Source organism: Cylindrospermopsis curvispora GIHE-G1, assembly GCF_014489415.1.
GTDB lineage: Bacteria > Cyanobacteriota > Cyanobacteriia > Cyanobacteriales > Nostocaceae > Raphidiopsis > Raphidiopsis curvispora_A.
This window is the reverse complement of the sequence record NZ_CP060822.1, coordinates 195,429-212,881: the sequence shown is the minus strand read 5'-3', so window position 1 is coordinate 212,881 and position 17,453 is coordinate 195,429. Positions and strand designations below refer to the sequence as shown.

Genomic DNA, 17,453 nt, shown 5'->3' with positions numbered 1-17,453 from the left:
AAGGGGGAATAAGAGTGTGATACTGTAGGTAATCTCCCTAACTACGAATGACGGTAATGGTTCGTCCCCCTGGACTAATGACCTCCTCCGTACTAATTCTCTCTCCCATGGGTGGTAATCCCGCACGGCGATCAAAAATCACTAACCACCCTCTATCCAATCCTAACCCATCCAGGTATTTATCCAATTGTGTTAAACCCTTGGTTAAGGGATCCAACTTTTCCCTCCGCACCTTTAATTCTATGCCCATCACTACCTTGCCATAGCGTAAACAAATATCCATTCTTCCAGAACCAATGGCATATTCCCGTTCTAGCGTACCACCACCGTTTACTACTCGATGTAAAAATGACATTAATACCAAATGGGGAGCAATCTCATGGTAGGGCGCACTTTTAAGCAGTGGTTCCCCATGTTGTCGCCAAAATTCCAGAAATGCTTCCAATAATTCATCGGGTAATAGCTCCCCTTGTTCATTTAACCAACGAGGTTCAATAACTCCAATGGAAGCCCTGGTTGTGTAACTTAACACCAAGGGTAGAACTTCCCGATAAATTGGATTGGCAATTTCCAAACCCTGTCCTCGGTCTCGACACAGTCCTAAATCCAGGACGTAACGAATATCATCCTGGGGTACATCAGGTAAATCTTCACCCGCTAAAATTGGTTCAATAATGGTTTTGACTCTATCTTCCCGTAATCTTTCTGCTAAGCTGTCTAAATGAGTATCCTGGCGCTGAATAAGAATTTCCTTAGCCTGGTTAATCACTTGAGTAGTAATGGGTTGGGTGATATCTTTCACCAAAACCTGGGTAGCTTGACGAGCTAGGGCGTTGACTAACCACGGTTGTCCATCGGTTAAATAAAATGCACGGTAGATGGCTTCGGGGGTAAAAACCTGTCCCGTCGCTTGTGTATGTTGTAAGTAAAGTTCTTCTACTTCTGGTAAGGTAAAATTATTGAGAGTTAAAGACTCAGCCTTGATATTGAAAGGACTTGACGTATTAAGTCGTTCACTTCCACCAGATTTAACCTTATAGTCCCGCACATCCCGCATACCAATCAACCCTACCGAATGGGGAAAGCTATGGGGACGGCGATTGTAACCTGAGCGTAGTTGTCTAAAAACAGAAATCAGTGTTTCATCTGCTAAAGCATCAATTTCATCCAGGAAAACCACTAGGGGACGAGTAGCAACTTTAGCCCAACTGGCTAACGCGGCTCCAATTTGCCGTCCTGGTTGAGATGCTGGCCAACGGGGTGGGTGGAGATTAGTTGATAGGTAAACACAAGCGGATTCTTGCCATTCATCCAAAATTGCACGTTCAGCCATACCCGGATCCCTGGAGAAGGGTGCCCCTACTTCTAAAGAAAGCATCACGGCGATATATTCCCCACTATCAGTCAATTCTTGGGCTAGGGCTATCATAGCAGTGGTTTTGCCTACTTGTCGCGGTGCATGAATGATAAAGTAATTGCGTCCATCGATTAGTGCTTTCAAGTCCGGTAGGCGAACTGTTGGGGAGAGCATGTAGTGGATATCAGATTGGCAAGGACCAGCAGTGTTAAAGTGTTTGGGCATGGTGAAGTCTGAGCTATCAAGGGCGCGGGTTTGTGGTAAACCCCTTTAATGATTTTATTCCATAAAAATCTATTTTACAGCAATTTTCATGTAGTTAAACTCCAAAATAAGATAAGCTATAATAAGGGTAATAAACTAAAATAGAGTAAAAATGCTGTCAAATTATATGCCAAAACCTTATTCAATAGATTTGCGTAATCGCGTGATTGTAGCATGGGTTGCTCGAGAGGGATCTCAACGCCAGTTGGCAGAAAGATTCAAGGTCAGCTTATCATTTGTGAGAAATTTAGTACGTCGTTATCGTGAAACTGGGCAAGTTGAGCCAAAGCAATGTGGAGGATATGAAAAGCCTATAATTGCAGGCCAATATTTAAACATGATCAAGTCTTGGCTGGATGAGAAAAATGATTTACTGCTTTCAGAATTATGCGATCGCCTGAGAGAAACGACGGGCACTAGTGTTAGTATCACAACCATGCATCGAGCCTTAGAAAAGTTGGGTCTACGTCATAAAAAAAGTCTAAGTAGGTCGGTGGAATTAAATATAAGATGAACGTAGGTTGGGTTGAAGTATGAAACCCAACACCCCCATGGGTTACGCTACTGCTAACCTATCCTACAAATAATTGTGCCTCCCTACTTAAATGCCAGTGAACAGGAGACTCCACTCTCCGATAGAATTATGTTGGTCAAAATTAAAGCAATTTCTCCGTAGTCGTGAGGCACGAACCTTAGAAGCCCTAAATGAGTCCATGACAAGTGCAGTAAATTATATTACAGTAGAGAATGCGCTTAATTGGTTCAATCATTGTGGTTTATTTACATGAAATCTGCTGTATTTGTAGAAGGGTACTCCTACTCCTGTGGCGGAGTGATCGCCTTTCTGGTATAATCTGCCAAATATGGCAAAATTTTAGGCCGCTGGTTTTCCTTGCGTCAATCCAACCTGCAAAAACTGCTTTCAAAATATACAGCTCACAAAAAGTGCTATATTTAGACTAACTACTACTAAATAACCCCTTTTTAAAATCCATTAAAACAAACTATTATGCTACCTACAAAAAGCTATTTACAACTTACTCCTGATTTACGAATTTGCCGCATTTTAAATGGAATGTGGCAAGTTTCTGGCGGACACGGACGCATTGTGCCAAAAAATGCTTTAAATGCAATGTTCAAATATATTGATGCTGGTTTTACCACCTGGGATCTAGCAGATCATTATGGACCAGCAGAAGATTTAATCGGGGAGTTTCGTCGTCAGTTAATAGCACAGCGTGGAGAGTTAGCAGCTAATAATATTCAAACCTTCACTAAATGGGTCCCTCGCCCTGTCAATATGACTAAATCCATCGTCGAAGAGAATATTAATATTTCCCTGAGGAGAATGGATGTACCATCCCTGGACTTAATGCAGTTTCACTGGTGGGAATATGGTAACCCTAGTTACCTAGACGCTCTCAAGTATATGGCAGAATTACAAGCTGAGGGTAAAATTAAACACATAGCTTTGACTAACTTCGATACGGAACACTTACAAATCATTACCCAAGCTGGCATAAGAATTGTTTCCAATCAAGTCCAGTATTCTCTGGTTGATAGAAGACCAGAAGTAAATATGAGTAAATTTTGTGAAGCACACAATATTAAGCTATTGACTTATGGTACCATTTGCGGTGGTTTCTTATCCGAAAAATATTTGGGACAACCAGAACCGCGCAGTTTTGATTTAAATACCATTAGCTTGAAAAAGTACAAGAACATGATTGATGCTTGGGGTGGATGGCAATTGTTCCAGTCCCTACTTGCCACTCTTAAACAAGTAGCAGATAAGTATCACGCTACTATTGCTAATGTGGCTATCAATTATATTCTAAAAGAGCCAGCAGTAGCAGGTGTAATCGTAGGCGCAAGGCTGGGAATTAGCGAACACATAGCAGATAATCAGCGGGTTTTTGAGTTTGATTTGGATGATGAAGATATCAAAATCATCAATAGGGTTTCCCAACAATCACGAGATTTGTATGAGGTGATAGGAGACTGTGGTGATGAGTACAGGAGATGAGGGCAAGATTTATGAGAAAATTTCCCATGCTTGTGCTACCAACTGGCTCAGCCATCTTCTTTGTTGGCGGTCTAACATGGGATCCTCTTCTAGCACTTGAGCGGTTAAATCTTCTAGCGACTGCCCTTGGGCGCGACCTAACTGGACTAATCCTGCAATGGCGGCAGCTACTAACTCTTCATCAACGGGTTGTTGTCGCAGGGCGACGATTTCTTGGGGACTCTGTGGGATAGGATAATTCATGGCGCGAATTTAGGATAAATTTTTTAGGTAAGTTTGGGTACGTTTACAACAACATCACAAAAACATGGGGAGATATCACTAGAAAATGAAAGAGCTTCTTTACTTAGAAATTCCCACCAGCGATAGTGGTGCTGTCCGGGACTGGCTACAAACAGAGTTTGTTCCGGGAGATGGAGAAAAATTACTAACTCCACAAGGAGTTCGCGTGGTAAATGAGGGTTTATCTATTGAAAAACATTTAGCTACGGAACTCTCGATTTTTGTTTGGTCTGTACAGCGGACAACATACTTAAAGGTGTTTCGTTGGGGAGATAAACCGTTTGGAAGAGAAGGTTTAGTTTTACGACGCTTAACTGTGGGTATTCGGAGCCGCTTTCCCTACCAATACCCCGATCCCCCAAAGATTGACCCCCAAAGGTCAATTTTTACAGAATTAGAACCCTATTATCCTCTAACTGTCAAGTATTTTCAGAAAATTCCCAATGGGGAATATGATCTTAAACGTGTTTACTGGTGGGAGCAACGTTGGCGAGAAGGTGTCAAAAGTCCTCAGCAACCCCGTCAGGTAGTTTTTGACCACCAAACAACCCCACCAGAAAACTCATCTGGCCTAATATATGACCTAATCTATATCGGTGGTGCCCTGGGTTCAATCCACGCTGCAGTTATGGCTAGATTGGGTTATAAGGTGCTACTGATTGAAAGATTACCTTTTGGCAGAATGAATAGGGAATGGAATATTTCTCGCGATGAAATTCAAAGTTTAATCAATCTAAACTTACTCACAAATGAAGAAGTAGAAACTATTATTGCTAGAGAGTATAAAGATGGTTTTAATAAGTTTTTTGATGCCAATAATCCATCTGACCTGCAAGCACCTGTATTACACACACCTACGGTTCTCAATGTGGCTCTGGATGCTGAGAAATTATTAACCCTATGTGGTCAAAAACTGCGAGATGCTGGTGGTGATATTTGGGATGAAACGGAATTTGTGCGAGCAGATGTCACTGACTCACAAGTTAGTGTAACTGTCAAGAGTATAAATACGGAAAAGGAGAAACTAGTTGGGGGTAGATTACTCGTAGATGCTATGGGTACTGCTTCTCCTATAGCTTGGCAATTAAATGGTGGTAGAGCTTTTGATAGTGTGTGTCCTACGGTAGGTGCTATTATAGAGAAAGGATTCGCTCCTGGGGTGTGGGATTCCCAGTATGGAGATGTTTTGTATAGTCACGGGGATATTTCCAGAGGAAGACAGTTAATTTGGGAGTTGTTTCCAGGAAAGGGGGAAGAACTGACAATTTATCTATTTCACTATCATCAGGTAAATGGTGAAAATCCCGGTTCTCTTTTGGAAATGTATGAGGACTTTTTCGCAATTTTGCCAGAATATCGCCGTTGTGAACTGGATAACCTGGTGTGGAAAAAGGCTACTTTTGGCTATATACCCGGGCATTTTAGCACCAGTAGTAAAGATCGCAAGGTGGCTTTTAACCGCATAATTGCCATTGGTGATTCCGCTTCTTTACAATCTCCTTTGGTGTTTACTGGTTTTGGTTCTTTGGTTCGCAATCTGGAGCGTTTAACGACTCTGCTGAACACGGCTTTAAAACATAATCTACTGAGTTTTACACATCTCAATAGAATTCGTGCCTACCAAAGTAACGTTTCTGTAACTTGGTTATTCTCTAAAGGAATGATGGTTCCCACGGGGAAATTTATTCCTCCCCAAAGGGTAAATGCTATGCTGAATACCTTCTTTGGCTTGCTGGTGGATGAACCTTTACAGGTAGTGGACAATTTTATTAAAGACCGCTGTGACTGGTTAACCTTTAATCGTCTAGCCATAAAAGCTGCTAGCAAAAATCCTGCTCTACTGATTTGGATTTGGCAAATGGCGGGTTTTCAGGATCTAGTTAAATGGTTGGGCAATTATTTTAATTTTGGTTTTCATGCTCTGGTAAGCGCTTTACTGGGAACCTGGTTCACCCCATTCCTCCAGTGGAATCAGTCCTGGTTGGAACCCAAGTATCCCGCACTTTGGCTACAATTGTTGGAAATTAATTATGCCGTTACCATTGGTAAGCGTGTTAATACTCGGTTTGTCACTTCCATTTCCTCAAATTTGCCTATGGGATCTCAATAGCAAAAAATCTAGAACAATGGTTTGAAGGAATTCATATTCCGATTCGTTCGGATCAAATGGTAAGCTCCACCGAGATAGCTTGTGGAGTAGACAAACCTCTCAAGAATCATCTTGAGACTAGGATGAAACGTAGGTAGTCCAGATCTGTAAAGGTCTGAGTAGCTTTGGGTAGATCCTATAGAGCGGAAGCTTAGGAAGAGTTAATTACCGAGCAGCATCTTGATTTTGAGACTGAGGTGGGAAATTTGGCAGCTCTACTGCTGCTAAGGTTTTTCTCACTTTAACCGTTCGACCAGGGTAAATCAAAGGTGAGGGTGATTTCTGTTCTGAATCTTGCTCTAAAAGTTCCACAGGGGAGAAGTTATTAGACAAATTATGAATTGACCATTGTAGATCGTAATTATTTTGTTGGTCACTGGTATTTATGGTATTATCAGATGACAAGTTAACTGTGGGTAAATTATTCATATTTTTTGGACTTTCTGGAATCATGGTTAGTCTGGGTTCATTTTCCTCCGGATTGGAATCTAAATTTTGGACTGTCAATCCATCACCCAGAAAAGAGGTACTCTCACCTTTGATACTGGTCTCCTTGGTGTTATTTGTCCGATTGGTATGTGATATATCTGATGTACTTGACAAGTCCGGATTAGAAGCAAAAAACACGGACAGAATATCTTCCAATCTCTGATCTACATGGGAAATCTCCTCAGAGACATCCATTGTGTTTTCTGTATTTTCATTAGTAGGTTGGTTAAATTCTGACTCCACATAGTCCATTGCTGACCAAGGTCTAATGGGTTCCCTGTGTAATAATAAAGACTGCACTTTTTTATAAAATCTACTGTCCTCCGAATTTCCATCTAAATAACAAGCATTATCATCTATCTCTTGATCACTAAAACCAGGATTATCTAAACACTTTTCTAAAGCAGCTTTAAACTGTAAGGTTTGACGCTGTTGTCTTAAAAGTCGCATACCTAATTCACGACAGGTATTCTCTGAATGTAGTAACTGTTGAGACTGTTCACTACACTTAGTTTGTAGGAGGGTACATTCTCTTTCTAGTTGGGCGATTCTTTGTTGATTTAGTTGTGATTCTGCTTTATGGGTTTCGATAAACATCTCCTGACTTTCCATATTCCGCAAAGCAGTTTCCAATTGTTGGGAAAGAGACTGTATTCGCTCTTGAGCAGCTGTTATCTCCTGATTCTGCTGGTTTAACATGGATTCGCTGACGCTGGAGCGTTTTTTTTGCCACTGTAGAATTTTTTCCGCTTCCCCTAATTCCTTGCTTAATTTCTCCAATTTTCGACATAAATCATTGTTAACATTTTTTAGTTCTTGATTTAAGGTTACTAACTGTTGTATTTCTGGATCTACCATGACTTGTTTCTCTCTGTATAATTGTGAAATAATAGAAAGGTTATGGGAGCCATACCGGGTTAAACCCATCTATGGGAAGTGCTTCCGGTTTAATCAGAGACTTGGCTTGATCTTCAGCAATCGGTAGTAGGGGCATGAACCATAGACTACTTTTGGCGATCGCCTCTCCATCATCAGTTTTCAAGATACTAGGTGGTAAGGAAAGGGTGTTATTACTTATAGGTACAGTTTGGTCAAACAAAACTGCTAAACCATCGGGAGCCAGGCTCATTTGTACATTTCTTTGTCCTACGGGTAACATTAAAATTGGTTTGTACTTTTTTGTATCCAGATTGATCGCCACTAGGTAAGGTTGTTCCACATATTTATCTTGTGATACTAAACTAGTTAACAAGCAGTATAGAGTGGGTGAGGAAGGATCAAAACTGCAATAAAGTATGGATCCTGAAGTTTTTAGTAATGGTTTCTGAACTCCCTGATTGGTAACCAAGAATAAATCTTTAGTGTAATCGCCATTAAATTTTACCATAGCAGCTTGGGAACCATCTTTAGAGAAAGCTTGTACCAAACCAAACTGAGGTAAAAAGTCCAATGGTTTACTTGTATCCCCTGCTAGGGATAAAATCGCAGTTCCTTGTCCTTGGGCAACTGCTACTGCTTTGCTATCCGGTGTAATGATAAAGTCACCTGCTGGTTTACCTTCTAAGCGTTTTAGTATTACTTTTCCATTAGAATCTAGGTTATCCAGGGATGAATACCATAGTCCAAAATCTCCAGGATTATCTTTTTTACCTCTTTGAACCACAAGGGTCACTCCATCAGGGGACAAGTCAAACTTGAGGTTTTGATACTCCTGATTGTCCAACATTAAACCCAGTTTACCTGCTGGTTCTGACTTTTCTTCTTGTCCGTTAGCTATTCCTGTGGTCACTGTATAAATTTGCGCCGACAGTAAATCTGGATTATTACTCGCACGAGCGGAAAACAGGATTTTATCTCCCATAGGAAATGGCTCAAAGTCCATAACAATTAAATCTCTAGGGGTAAGTATGGTTTTCTGCTCTTGGGTTAAGTTATAAAGAACCAACCTGCCATATTCCTGGGGACTCGTACCAATATAAACTAACGCACGATTGCGAGTAGAAAAACTTCCGGTAAAGGATTTGATTAATCTGTTTTTATTCTGACTGCGGGAAAATTTGTCCTTGGCTTTATTTAACGAAACTTGATAATTTGTGCCATAGGGAGCTGGTGTTAATAGTGTGTAAACCATCCTTTTCCCCGCCCAGCTGATTTTACCAGCTAGTGGTGGGGTAATTTGCAAATTATCCTCCACACTTTTGGTATCCATGGGACGACTAAAGACCAGACTAAATGCAGTATCTTCCGCACCAATTTGTCGATCTTGCCAACTAAAACTGCGCACAGTGGGTTTTACACCATCCCCCTGAGCAATGGTTATTCCAATCAACAAGCCTAACACTAATATCACGGCGATCGCCGCACGATCTAATTGTGAAAAAGACAAAATAGATTTATAGGTTTTAGTCATCGGTAGAAATGGAAAATAATTCCTGTACAAATCCAAACAAATCTAAACAAGTCTCGAGTTAGTTAACATATTTTAGTCACCTAATACACCTAATAACTATAAGGATTTTTGGGCTGGGGAATTTGGTGGATAGAATTAGCCTTAATAGTGAGTCGGCGTTTATCGGCAATATTGGACGTGATCATTTGTCCTTCCACTTCTAACCAGGTATCTGGGGGATATTGGTCGCGATTAGTGGGGAGTTGGACAGGTAATCCAGCGGGATAAACGTCCGCAGCACAACAAGTAATCACAAACCTAGCTAAGATAAGATGGTCTAGATTGAGTTCCTGGGAGTGAATCACAAACCCTTGGACTTTGACCTTCTGTCCAGTATAAGCGTCCGGTTCCGGATAGGCACTGAGTATTCTTACCCAATCTATTAGAGTTCGCTCTTCTGGACGGGTGTTAGCACGAAAGGCCTGGGGTTGAGTCCGTGTTGCTCCTAGTATTTCGGTAACTTCTCTATTCAGTGCTGTTTGGGAAGCAAAGACTTGAGGACTAATAATAAATCCTAAAACCGCAGCAACTAATAGCAAGCTGCTACTCCATCCAGGGGGAAACACATTAATATGTTGTTCACCACTGGTGATTTGATCAGGAGGAATTTTGTGCCAAAGTTGTAAACTTTTACAAAAACTCATGGTCAGTAAACCAATAGCAGCTACAATGACTAACCAAAAGAAATCAGGATGAATTAAGAGATTCAGTTTATCAGTTAGCCAGTATTTCAAGATTAGCACTCCCCAAGCAGCAATGGCTACTACTTCTAACCAAGAGAGTAAATGATTAATGGTTAGGGATTTAGCATTTCGTAGTGAACTCATACACGGTAATTTACGGTATTTAAGCTACATGATGTAGAGATTTAAAAACAAAGTAGATAAAAGTGTCAGTTGACCTGCTAAGGCAAATAAGTAAAACAGAGCCTTTGGTTTAAAAACTGATAACATTAATCCCACACCTTTAATGTCAATCATTGGACCAAAGACAAGAAAGGCTAATAAAGATCCACTGGTAAAAGTTGAAGCGAAGGAGAGGGCAAAGAAGGAGTCCACCGTGGAACAAATTGATACCACTGTAGCCAGTAATAACATGGTAAGAATTGAACTAATTGGCCCCGCACCTAAACTGAGGATCACATCCCGAGGGGCTAATACTTGAATAGCAGCCGCTATGGCACTACCTATTACCATTACAGCTCCCAATTCTCGGAGTTCCTGGATAGCATTGTCTAAAACCAGACCAAGTTTCCCCATTAAAGTTCTATTGGTTGTTTTTAGAGCTGTTTGAGAAGAATTTCCACTTAACCGGGTGGATATACCTGCTTTACCACCGAGGATGTAGGTTCCCGATTGTAAAAGGGGACTGGGAGTTGTAACCTGTTCTTGTAATTGTCTTGCTGAGGTTTTTGGTTCTGTCTGTGCTGGAGGGTTAAATTTCAAATAACGGGCGATCTGGGGTTGCAGGTAAGGAGTAATATCCTTTTGAAAGCTGAACACAAAGCCAATAATAGTAGCAATTGATAAAGATAAGACCACTCTTAAAACTACTATTTCTGGTTGATCCCTAAATGCAGTCCATGTTGCCCAAATCACAATTGGATTAATAGTTGGTGCTGCTAGCAAAAAACCAATAGCAACTGACGTAGGTACTCCCTGCATTAATAATCGTCTAGCTACTGGTACGTTACCACACTCGCAAACTGGAAATAAAAAGCCAATCATGCTGCCAAACAAAGCTCCCAGGAGGGGATTTTTAGGCATTATATCTACAAGTTTGCGCTCTTCAACGAAAAACAACAACAAGCTAGAAAATAAAACACCTAAAAGCAAAAAAGGCATTGCCTCGACCAGCAGACTTAGAAATAGAGTAAAACCATTATTTAATTGACTTATCATCATTTCGTCTTAGTCAAAAGCGATTTGGTAACTTTAGGTTATGCCCAGTTATTCTATCTAAATATTGTTCAAATCGGGAATGGGGATCAGGGGAGATTCCCCCTGATAAGTGGGTGGGTGGAATTAAATATAAGATGAACATTAGGATGGGTTGAGGAAAGAAACCCATCCTACAAATAATTGTGCCTCCCTTCCCTACTTAGAATTAGAAAAACCAACCGTAGGAATGTAAGCCTTTACCCAATAGATTTACGCCTAAATAGCAGGTCCAAACCACTAAAAAACCACCAGCTGCTAAAATTGCTGGTTTTCTCCCTTGCCAACCACGGGTAATTCTGGCGTGAAGGTAAGCAGCAAAAACCAACCAGGTAATTAGGGCCCAAGTTTCTTTAGGATCCCAACTCCAATAGGAACCCCAGGCCTCATTGGCCCATACCCCACCAGCAATAATACCTATTGTTAGTAGGGGAAAACCAAGACCAATTACCCGATAGCTAATGTTGTCCAAGGTTTCCGCTAGGGTCAGACGTTGGGGAGAAAGGGTTGTAACTGGTGATATATGGTCCGCTTTCACCACTTCTAAAACCGCTGTACCATATCCATTACCATTTTGATTGCTTTCTACCCGGGCAAAACCATTCTTTTCTCCTCCAGAACCTTCCATTATTAATTCCTGGGGTTTGAGCAGTTTATAACCATTCGTACGATAACCACCATTACCTACCGAACTACCCTGTAATTCAATATTTTGACCCTGGGTGACAATTAAAAATGCGATCGCCAGTAAAGAACCTACCATTAAAGCTGAGTAGCTTAACATCATCACACTGACGTGCATCATTAGCCAGTTAGACTTGAGAGCTGGTACTAGTGGTTCTGAATTCTGCATTTGCGATGGTAGGGTGAGGGTGGCAAAAGCGGTAATGCCCATAGCTACAGGAGCAGTTACTACCCCTACCAATCTGCTACGACTAGTATACTCGGCAATTAGATGAATAGCAGTAATTCCCCAGGTGAGAAAAAATAGGGATTCATAAAGATTACTCAAAGGGAAATAACCCGCCTCTATCCATCTTGCTGTTAATAGAGCAGCAATGGACAAATTGGCAATGGCCATTCCAGCGGTTCCCAGTGCTGCGGTGATGGACAAACTGGGAAAAGCCGTCCCCACCCAATATATCAGCATGGTACAGAACAAAATAGCAAAGGAAGCATTATCTAGCCAATTCTGGAGTACAACCAGATTCATAAACAGTTCTCCGGTATCTACAACCTACTCAAATCCACTGGTGAAGTGGATACCACAGTTTCACCCAAGTATTTAGTTAAATAGGGTGAGAAAACCTCATAAATTAAGGTTAAAGGTTTTCCGCGATGCCAAAACAAGTAATGGCGACCCCAAAAAGGTCCTGGTTGCCCAAAACCTAACTGTAGCCCATCCGAGTAACCGCAATAAATTCCCCGAATGTCCCTATACAATTCTGTACGAATTCTTGCTAAACTTGCCCAAATTGGTAGAGAGCGGTTTTGCAAAAATTCATCTACATGACTGGCCTCCCACCAAGATGTAGCATAACCCAATCTTTGACCGGATGATGTCTTTAGCCATACCTGTCGTCGTAATCTTGGGCCCGGTACGGTTTCAATTAAATTGGGAGCCTGATCTAAATCCATGCCCACAAATGACATATCAATTACGTCCACTTCTATTGGTTCACAGGTGAGTAATTGTAGATGTTTAGTGGGGGAACCATCACCCAATAATAACAACTGCCATGGGGGAGCTAATTGGGTGTGTGGCAGTCCTCCTTGAATTTCCTCTTCCTCACCTTGCCAAATGGGTTGGAGAGGATGCCAACTGGTTGGCAACTTGCTGATTGGGGGAGCAATAGTAGTAGTCAATTAATACCTTAGCCAAAAAAAGAGTATGAAAAGGAAGGGCCAATGTAGTAGAGTTATAGTCTTGCAAAACGAAAACTCAAAAACCACACACAGCCCACGTGGGAGATCATAACACTATTACAGTGCCTGCTACCAGAAATAAAAACTCATCATCGTTCACGTGGTAAATACTGAGATAAGTTGAACTGGCGTAGTAAGAGAATAAACTGCAAGTGCAGAATTTTCTAAACAGAAATTTTAACGACTAGGAATCTTATATCGATCACGCTTTAGATCCTGAGTAAATCCTTGATTGTTTCCAAATCTTGCGTTTTTAACACTAGGATAAATTAAATTGACACAACAGCAATCTGACTCCTGACCAGTATGAATTGAAAAGAAATGTAAATTAACCGCAATTACGGCTTGACTTATGCAACAAATTTGATATTATGGTCGATTAAGCTTCTCCGGTCTGAAGACACGGAGATTTCTGAAGAGTCCATAAACGAACTTTCTGAGGCTGGCTTAAACAGCCTCTACTGATTCCGCTAAGATCAATTCCTAGCATCACCGCTACTTTTTTCAAAATATTAGCAGCACCATTACAGTCCGCATTAATTTTGAACCCATCAGAAGTTTCATATACTCCACGACTAACTCGTTTCCCGCTTGCTTTCCACCCTTCGGGTTTTTCACCGAATTTAGGTATATTGTCGCAATCAAAAAACGATGATTGAGAAGTGTATGATTCTTCTGTTTCAATAAAATCTATTCCGTATTGTTTACATAATTGAGCAATACGGTCTTTTAATCTTGCTGTGGGAATTTGGACAAACTTCTGATTGTTTTTAGACCCCAAATCAATACTATCTTTTTGTCCTTTATTCCATCCAAAAACAATAGCACCAATCTTATTTTCAATACAGTGGTTAACGACTATTCTTGCAGCTTTGTTAACTGCATCACGCATTTGTCGGTTTCTTTTTTCGGTAATAGCAGCTAATCTGTTAGACCAAAAACCTTGCGGTTTATCACTTTTAAGTTTAGCTACTGATTTGTTGTACCACTGATTTAAACTTTTTAAATGAAGTCCATCAACAATAAATGATGTTCCCAGATTAGAAACAAATGAACGTTTTTCTGATAAGTTCCTAGTTGTTTATGCAAATCTGCTCTACTAGGAATATAACCAGTTTTAAAGTACATCTGCCTAGAATAGTAAACGCCACAATTTGTCAGCTTTTTAGCTTCTGTGCAGACGTACTCCAATATGGCTGTTATTGATTTATCGGACTTGATAAGAACTTGTTGGCATCCGTACATTGTTCGACCTTCAATGTTTGTTGATTTCAAAAGTATAGTTGAGATATGATTTACTTGTCAATAGCAGCCACGAAACAATATGAAGACAACACTGGAATACAGAATAGGAAATCACTCAAAAGGTAATGCAGTAGTGCATCTTGTATAGATACCTAAATGCCTTCGACAGATAATTTACGAACTAGCCAAAGAAAAAGACTGGGATATCCTCGCTCTTGAGGTTGCACCATGTTCATTTATTTGTAGAACATCAACCAGATGTTGCTATAAATCAAGTGGTTAAAGCTTTTAAAGGACGGTCATCTTGCTTGTTAAGACGAAAATTTCCTGAATTACTTAAACTTCCTAGCCTATGGACTAATAGTTATTTTTATTCCACTGCTGGACAGGTTTCAGCAGATGTTATTAAAAGGTATATTGAAGAGCCGCATCACGGTTAAATATCAAGGCGAATAAATTCGCCGTTGGCACTTCCTGTCTAAAGCCAAGTGGCTTCCGTGCCTTTCGGCGATTTTCTTGTGAGGCGATTAATTTTCCCCACATCTAAAACAACAATAGCCCCTTTCCATAATTGGGGTAATAAAACCTGATTTACATAATTGAGAAATACTTCTGTATTTGTGCTTCCCTCTACAGTCATTGCTGCAAGAATTCCATACTAGTCTAATTTTATTAAAGCAGATTTTTGACAAGCTTGCTTTTCTAATCGTATTTAGAGTGGAGTTAAGCGGAATCGAACCGCTGACCTCTTCAATGCCATTGAAGCGCTCTACCAATTGAGCTATAACCCCTCGACTATCTTTGGATATTACCTTGTCTTGTTCAAGATGTCAAGCAGATTTTCTAAAAAAGCCGTGCTAGAAACACCGGTTTTATCGCAACTTTTCGATAAAATAAACATCTGTACCTTTGGTGTAAAACAGACATGAGTACCACAGAAAGTCCCTTTTCTTCCCAAGAAATCGCCTCCCAAGGCATTAAACCAGATGAATATGCTGACATAGTGCGTCGTCTGGGTCGTCACCCCAATAAGGCCGAATTGGGAATGTTTGGAGTGATGTGGTCCGAACACTGTTGCTATAAAAATTCCCGCCCGTTGCTCAAACAGTTCCCCACTACCGGACCACGCATTGTGGTGGGACCTGGTGAAAATGCTGGTGTGGTAGACTTGGGACAGGGACTGCAATTAGCATTTAAAATAGAGTCCCATAATCATCCCTCTGCTGTGGAGCCCTTTCAAGGCGCTGCTACCGGTGTAGGTGGTATATTAAGGGATATATTTACCATGGGGGCGCGTCCCATTGGACTATTAAATTCCCTCCGGTTTGGCAATTTAGAGGATCCAAAAACCCAAAGATTATTTACGGGTGTAGTGTCAGGTATAGCTCATTATGGCAATTGTGTAGGTGTTCCCACTGTGGGCGGTGAAGTTTATTTTGATTCAGCCTATTCGGGAAATCCTCTAGTTAATGTGATGGCTTTGGGATTAATGGAAACACCCACCATAGTTAAATCTGGGGCAGCAGGAATAGGGAACCCAGTTCTATACGTTGGTTCTACCACTGGGAGAGATGGTATGGGTGGTGCTAGTTTTGCCAGCGCTGAATTAACTGATGAGTCCATGGATAACCGTCCCGCAGTGCAGGTGGGCGACCCATTCCTAGAAAAGTCCTTAATTGAGGCATGTTTAGAAGCATTCAAGACAGGAGCAGTAGTAGCTGCTCAGGATATGGGCGCTGCAGGGATTACTTGCTCTACTTCGGAAATGGCGGCTAAGGGTGGTGTAGGTATTGAGTTTGACTTAGATAAGGTTCCGGCTCGAGAGTTAGGAATGACACCTTATGAATACTTGCTTTCCGAATCTCAGGAAAGGATGTTATTTGTGTCCCAGAAGGGGAGAGAGCAGGAGTTAATTGATATTTTCCAGCGTTGGGGACTCCATGCAGTAGTTGCAGGGGAGGTAATTAGTGAACCAGTGGTGAGAATTTTATTTCAGGGGGAAGTAGCAGCGTCCATTCCAGCAAAGGCTTTGGCTGAAAATACTCCTTTGTATGAAAGGAAACTATTGTCCGAACCTCCAGAATATGTAAAACTAGCTTGGGAGTGGACTTCAGCCAAGTTACCAACTTGCGATGTCAGGGGAATTGAGGTGCAGGGAGAGTTTTTAAGTTGGCAAGATATTCTCTTGAAATTACTCAATACACCTACTATTGCTTCTAAGAGTTGGGTATATCGTCAATATGATCACCAGGTGCAAAATAATACGGTATTGTTGCCAGGTGGTGCGGATGCAGCAGTGCTGCGATTACGTCCCTTATCAGGATCTACGGTAACGAATTGGGAATCTGGAGTAGCGGCTACAGTAGATTGTAATTCGCGCTATGTGTATCTTGATCCTTATGAGGGTGCTAAGGCAGTAGTGGCTGAAGCAGCGCGGAATCTTAGTTGTGTGGGTGCACAACCGTTAGCAGTGACTGATAACCTGAATTTTGGCAGTCCAGAAAAGGAAATAGGTTATTGGCAGTTAGCTTATGCTTGTAAAGGAATTAGTGAAGGATGTAGGGAGCTGGGAACTCCTGTAACGGGTGGTAATGTTTCCTTATATAATGAGACCTTTGATGCACAGGGAAATCCCCAGGCAATTTACCCTACCCCGGTGGTGGGAATGGTTGGTTTGATTGAAGATTTACAAAAAATCTGTGGTCAGGGTTGGCAAAATGTAGGTGATGGAATTTATCTGCTGGGTTTACCAGTTTCCGTAAAGTTGGAGTTGGGTGGATCTGAATATTTAGCAGTCATTCATCATACTGTTGCTGGTAAACCACCAAAAATTGATTTTGCCCTGGAACGGGATGTGCAACAGGTCTGTCGTTATGGTATTAGTCACAAATGGATTAGTTCTGCCCACGATAGTGCTGAGGGTGGTCTAATAGTTGCCTTAGCGGAATGCTGTTTGAGTGGTAATTTAGGAGCTTCCATTAATTTGGGAATTTCTTCTAATGAGGAATGTCGCTTTGATGAAGTACTTTTTAGTGAAGGCGGGGCCCGAATCCTAGTTTCCGTACCCGGAACCTATCAACAAGTTTGGGAGTCCTATTTACAAGCACACCTAGGGAATAATTGGCAAAAGTTGGGTTCAGTTGTCAATTTATCATCCGGGTTGACCGTTTCTACCCTTGATGACTATGAGGTAATGCGTATAGATATTCCTCAAATGGACAATGTTTATCATCAGGCGATCGCCCAGCGACTGGCTTTTTATGGCCATGAGTAAGGTTTTTTTACTGAAGTAACTAACAATTTCTTTTTGATCCTTTTTATCCTTGACC

At 41.2% G+C, this 17,453-nt stretch carries 15 protein-coding genes, 1 tRNA gene and 1 pseudogene; 5 read left to right on the top strand and 12 right to left on the bottom strand.

The genetic code is table 11. The features are described from left to right. Positions 1-37: 37 nt before the first annotated feature. Positions 38-1,582: an ATP-binding protein gene (locus tag IAR63_RS01065; protein ID WP_187706283.1), complete on the bottom strand. Its 1,545-nt coding sequence runs from the start codon at positions 1,580-1,582 to the stop codon at positions 38-40. A gap of 151 nt (positions 1,583-1,733) precedes the next feature. Here IAR63_RS01065 and IAR63_RS01060 point away from each other — a divergent pair, with 151 nt between their 5' ends. Both IAR63_RS01060 and IAR63_RS01055 read left to right on the top strand, forming a co-directional pair. Then, positions 1,734-2,135 (top strand): helix-turn-helix domain-containing protein, encoded by a 402-nt coding sequence (locus tag IAR63_RS01060; protein WP_235678315.1) that lies wholly within the window; start codon positions 1,734-1,736, stop codon positions 2,133-2,135. A 495-nt stretch (positions 2,136-2,630) separates the two neighbouring features. Beyond that, positions 2,631-3,647: an aldo/keto reductase gene (locus tag IAR63_RS01055; RefSeq protein WP_407927144.1), complete on the top strand. Its 1,017-nt coding sequence runs from the start codon at positions 2,631-2,633 to the stop codon at positions 3,645-3,647. A 9-nt stretch (positions 3,648-3,656) separates the two neighbouring features. On the opposite strand, the gene IAR63_RS01050 is transcribed toward IAR63_RS01055, so the two are convergent. Continuing rightward, positions 3,657-3,890 carry a hypothetical protein gene (locus IAR63_RS01050; protein WP_006276929.1) on the bottom strand — a complete coding sequence of 78 codons (234 nt, stop codon included), beginning with the start codon at positions 3,888-3,890 and terminating at the stop codon, positions 3,657-3,659. Between the two features lie 85 nt (positions 3,891-3,975). Between IAR63_RS01050 and IAR63_RS01045 the strand changes: the two genes are divergently transcribed. Next, positions 3,976-6,039 carry an NAD(P)/FAD-dependent oxidoreductase gene (locus IAR63_RS01045; RefSeq protein WP_187706282.1) on the top strand — a complete coding sequence of 688 codons (2,064 nt, stop codon included), beginning with the start codon at positions 3,976-3,978 and terminating at the stop codon, positions 6,037-6,039. A 204-nt stretch (positions 6,040-6,243) separates the two neighbouring features. On the opposite strand, the gene IAR63_RS01040 is transcribed toward IAR63_RS01045, so the two are convergent. The 8 genes from IAR63_RS01040 to IAR63_RS18740 form a co-directional block, all read right to left on the bottom strand. Further along, positions 6,244-7,425, bottom strand: a complete 1,182-nt coding sequence (locus IAR63_RS01040) for a coiled-coil domain-containing protein (RefSeq protein ID WP_187706281.1) — start codon at positions 7,423-7,425, stop codon at positions 6,244-6,246. A gap of 40 nt (positions 7,426-7,465) precedes the next feature. Then, positions 7,466-8,977 carry an Ig-like domain-containing domain gene (locus IAR63_RS01035; protein WP_187706280.1) on the bottom strand — a complete coding sequence of 504 codons (1,512 nt, stop codon included), beginning with the start codon at positions 8,975-8,977 and terminating at the stop codon, positions 7,466-7,468. An 89-nt stretch (positions 8,978-9,066) separates the two neighbouring features. Next, entirely contained in the window at positions 9,067-9,843 is a 777-nt protein-coding gene (locus IAR63_RS01030; RefSeq protein ID WP_187706279.1) for a TIGR03943 family putative permease subunit, read from the bottom strand. Positions 9,844-9,867: 24 nt separating this feature from the next. After that, complete coding sequence (locus IAR63_RS01025) at positions 9,868-10,917, bottom strand: permease (RefSeq protein ID WP_187707294.1); 1,050 nt, start codon at positions 10,915-10,917, stop codon at positions 9,868-9,870. A gap of 205 nt (positions 10,918-11,122) precedes the next feature. Further along, positions 11,123-12,166, bottom strand: coding sequence for a c-type cytochrome biogenesis protein CcsB (gene ccsB / locus IAR63_RS01020; RefSeq protein WP_187706278.1), 1,044 nt, complete (start codon positions 12,164-12,166; stop codon positions 11,123-11,125). Positions 12,167-12,183: 17 nt separating this feature from the next. After that, positions 12,184-12,819, bottom strand: a complete 636-nt coding sequence (locus IAR63_RS01015) for a chorismate lyase (RefSeq protein WP_187706277.1) — start codon at positions 12,817-12,819, stop codon at positions 12,184-12,186. A gap of 439 nt (positions 12,820-13,258) precedes the next feature. After that, complete coding sequence (locus IAR63_RS01010; protein WP_407927164.1) at positions 13,259-13,903, bottom strand: RNA-guided endonuclease InsQ/TnpB family protein; 645 nt, start codon at positions 13,901-13,903, stop codon at positions 13,259-13,261. Next, positions 13,882-14,007 (bottom strand): hypothetical protein, encoded by a 126-nt coding sequence (locus tag IAR63_RS18740; protein ID WP_407927142.1) that lies wholly within the window; start codon positions 14,005-14,007, stop codon positions 13,882-13,884. The genes IAR63_RS01010 and IAR63_RS18740 overlap by 22 nt, the downstream gene beginning before the upstream one ends. Positions 14,008-14,203: 196 nt before the next feature. Between IAR63_RS18740 and tnpA the strand changes: the two are divergent. Then, positions 14,204-14,564, top strand: a pseudogene (gene tnpA / locus IAR63_RS01005) (IS200/IS605 family transposase). 38 nt (positions 14,565-14,602) lie between these two features. On the opposite strand, the gene IAR63_RS01000 reads toward tnpA, so the two are convergent. Both IAR63_RS01000 and IAR63_RS00995 read right to left on the bottom strand, forming a co-directional pair. Beyond that, on the bottom strand, positions 14,603-14,764 hold the full coding sequence (locus tag IAR63_RS01000; protein ID WP_187706276.1) for a hypothetical protein: 162 nt from the start codon (positions 14,762-14,764) through the stop codon (positions 14,603-14,605). Positions 14,765-14,842: 78 nt separating this feature from the next. Then, positions 14,843-14,915 (bottom strand) — tRNA-Ala (locus IAR63_RS00995). Positions 14,916-15,049: 134 nt separating this feature from the next. Between IAR63_RS00995 and purL the strand changes: the two genes are divergently transcribed. Beyond that, entirely contained in the window at positions 15,050-17,398 is a 2,349-nt protein-coding gene (purL, locus tag IAR63_RS00990) for a phosphoribosylformylglycinamidine synthase subunit PurL (protein WP_187706275.1), read from the top strand. The last annotated feature ends 55 nt before the right edge of the window (positions 17,399-17,453 follow it).